The organism is Mycobacterium sp., from assembly GCF_032161845.1.
Lineage (GTDB): Bacteria > Actinomycetota > Actinomycetes > Mycobacteriales > Mycobacteriaceae > Mycobacterium.
In genome coordinates this window covers 1-2,945 of the sequence record NZ_JAVRQA010000101.1, presented here as the reverse complement: position 1 = coordinate 2,945, position 2,945 = coordinate 1, and the positions used below count along the sequence as shown (strand labels likewise).

Here is a 2,945-nt window from a genome sequence, read left to right as displayed (position 1 = left end):
GGAACAGGTGCGCTGGAAATGCAACATGATCCGTTCATTTCGTTAGGTCCGCACACAGAGACATTAGGAGTGTGATGTCGAAAGGTATGGAGGGCCGAATCGCGGTGGTCGCCGGTGCATCGATGGGCGTCGGCCGGGCCACCGCGATTCGCCTCGCGCAGGATGGCGCGACCGTCGTGCTGCTGGCTCGCCGCAAATTGCTGCTCGATGAGGTGGTCGAGATCATCGGGCCCAGTGCGGTCCCCATCGTGACGGACGTGACCGACAGTCACGACGTGCGTGCAGCCTTCGATCAGATCGCGGCGCAGTTCGGCCGCATCGACGTCCTGATCAACTCCGCAGGCGCCAGTCGGATCCGGCTGATCGAAGAAGCCAGCGACGAGGACATCGCCGTGACGGTCAACACCAACCTGGTGGCGCCCATCTACACCACGCGCTCGGCGATTCCGCTGCTACGCAAGGCCGGCGGCGGCGACATCATGAACATCTCCTCCGAGATCACCCTCGACGACATGCCGATGATGACGCTCTACGCCGCCACCAAGAACGGCCTCAACGGCTTCACCAAGGCCATGGGCAAGGAACTGCGCCGCGAATGCATCCGCGTGACCCTCGTCGTCCTCGGCGCGGTCGCAGACACCGGGATCCACGAGAACTTCAGCCCGGCCGACCTCGAAAAGGCTTGGCCGCTATGGGAAGCCGACGGCTACCCGACCCGCATGAGCGGCACCCAACTCCTCGCCCCGGCCACCGTCGCCGATGTGCTGCACGACGTCATCACCCGGCCTCGCGACGTCATGATGGACGTGGTCCATGTCCGTCCGGCCAGCAGCTGACCCGCCACCGAAAGCGGACGAGTTCCCATCGCGCCATTACCGAGACAAAAGGGAGACAACGTGATTCGACCGATGGACGGCGTCCGGGTGCTGGAGGTCGCGCAGTTCACCTTCGTGCCGGCCGCGGGTGCGGTCCTGGCCGACTGGGGCGCCGACGTGATCAAGGTCGAACACGCCGAAACCGGTGACGCCCAGCGTGGCCTGAGCGCTCTGATGGGCATGCCGGTCGGCAGCGGATCCTTCGCCCCCTTGATGGAGCACCCCAACCGGGGCAAACGCAGCATCGGCCTGGCATTGGAGCAGCCCGAGGCCCTGGAGGTCTTGCACGAACTGATCCGCACCAGCGACGTGTTCCTGACCAACTTCCTCCCCCGGGCACGCCGCCGGTTGGGCATCGAACTCGAGGACGTTCGCAAGATCAATCCGGAGATCATCTACGTCCGCGGATCCGGTTACGGCGCCGCCGGTCCCGATAGTGAGAAGGGCGGCTATGACAGCACCGCCTTCTGGGCGAGGGCAGGCAGCGCGCTGGGGACCACCCCGGTGGACTACGACGGCCTGTGTGTGATGCCCGCCGGAGCCTACGGCGACTCGCTGGGCGGGATGACGATCGCCGGCGGTATCGCCGGCGCACTGTTCGCCCGCGAACGCACCGGCGAGACCTCGGTCATCGACGTGTCGTTGCTGGGTGTCGGCGCCTGGGCGAACGCACTTTCGGTGGGCTTCGCGCTCCTGGAGGGTGGCCCACCGGCGCGACGCGCACCCGGCAACTCGGCCCGCACGAACCCGCTGGTAGGCAACTACCGAACCGCCGACGACCGTTGGCTCGTCCTGGCGATGCTCCAGCCGGGACGCTACTGGCCCGAGTTCTGTCGGCACATCGACCGGGAGGACCTCATCACCGACGAGCGGTTCGCTACCACCCCGGCATTGATGGGCAATGCCGCGGAGGCGGCGGAGCTCGTGCAGGAGGTATTGGCCGCGCGGCCCCTCACCGAGTGGATCGCCCGGTTCGCCGGCATGGAAGGCCAATGGGCCGTCGCCCAGGACCCGTGGGAAGTAGGCCAGGACCCGGCTATGCGGGCCAATGGGCTGATCGCCGAAGTGCTCGACACCGACGGCACCACCAGGGAACTGATAGCCAACCCAGTTCAGTTCGACGAGACACCGGCGCAAATCACCCGAGCCCCGCAATTCGCCGAGCACACCGACGAGATCCTGCGTAGCCTCGGCAAGTCCGACGACGAGCTCATCGATCTCAAGATCAGTGGTGCTGTCACCTGAGAGTGGCGGTGACTGTCAGTCCGGCGGGCGGAGGATGGCCGCCGAGCAGAACGCCCACAGGTCATCGATGGTGGTCGATCGCCCACCGGACAACACCGCCGAGTGCGAGGTCGCCAGCAGCAGTTCCTGTAGCAGGGCGGCTTGGGTGGCGAGCGGGACGTCCTCCCGGAGCAGGCCGGCGTCGGCGACGTCTTTGAGCAGTTCGACGATCAAGGAGTGCAGCGGCTCCAGGGCGCGGGTGAGATCGTTCGGCCGCGATTCGGTCAGTCGCAGATGCAAGACGCTGAGCCCACGAGCCAGCCGGGGCGGCATCGCCGTGATCTCCGATATCGCTTCCAACAGCACCTTGAGCCGCAACACCGGATCGGCGATGCCCTCACACCGCTCACGCAGCATCGGCAGCGCCGTGGTGCGCAGGATCGTCTCGTAGACCGCAAGCAGCAGGCTGTCCTTGCCGTCGAAGAACGTATAGTACGTGCGCTGCGACATGTTGGACTTGTCGACGACGTCCTGGATGGTGAAGTCGCTTTCGTCTCGCTCCCCGAGGAGCTCAACCGCCGCCGCGACGAAACGGTCACTGCGCGCTTGGGCGCGTGCGCGGGCGTTGCGCAGCGACCGGTCGACACTGTCCCGCTGCCAGCTCGGTTCGTGCGCCTCGGCGGGCTGCTGGTCCTTCTTCGGCTTCACCTCAGTTGACCGCGCCATGTTTCCCCACTCTCTCAATGTCGACTTCGGCCAGGAACTCGCCGACGACCCGCCTTACCGTATCCGGGCACTTCTGATGGGCGGCGTGCGCCGCGCCCGCGATCTCGACATACCGTGCCT

The 2,945-nt window shown here is 66.2% G+C and carries 3 protein-coding genes; 2 read left to right on the top strand and 1 reads right to left on the bottom strand.

The annotated features are described in order from the left end of the window. Positions 1 to 74 precede the first annotated feature (74 nt). The gene (locus QOD90_RS06185; RefSeq protein ID WP_526347716.1) at positions 75 to 836 is read left to right on the top strand and encodes an SDR family oxidoreductase; all 762 of its coding nucleotides are present in this window, start codon (positions 75 to 77) and stop codon (positions 834 to 836) included. Positions 837 to 908: 72 nt separating this feature from the next. Further along, on the top strand, positions 909 to 2,120 hold the full coding sequence (locus tag QOD90_RS06180) for a CaiB/BaiF CoA transferase family protein (RefSeq protein ID WP_526347718.1): 1,212 nt from the start codon (positions 909 to 911) through the stop codon (positions 2,118 to 2,120). Positions 2,121 to 2,135: 15 nt separating this feature from the next. On the opposite strand, the gene QOD90_RS06175 is transcribed toward QOD90_RS06180, so the two are convergent. Beyond that, the gene (locus tag QOD90_RS06175) at positions 2,136 to 2,825 is read right to left on the bottom strand and encodes a TetR/AcrR family transcriptional regulator (RefSeq protein WP_526347714.1); all 690 of its coding nucleotides are present in this window, start codon (positions 2,823 to 2,825) and stop codon (positions 2,136 to 2,138) included. Positions 2,826 to 2,945 lie beyond the last annotated feature (120 nt).

Coding starts and splice junctions, on each gene's coding strand:
- QOD90_RS06185 (WP_526347716.1), top strand. CDS start 75: ATGTCGAAAGGTATGGAGGGCCGAATCGCGGTGGTCGCCGGTGCATCG.
- QOD90_RS06180 (WP_526347718.1), top strand. CDS start 909: ATGGACGGCGTCCGGGTGCTGGAGGTCGCGCAGTTCACCTTCGTGCCG.
- QOD90_RS06175 (WP_526347714.1), bottom strand. CDS start 2,825: ATGGCGCGGTCAACTGAGGTGAAGCCGAAGAAGGACCAGCAGCCCGCC.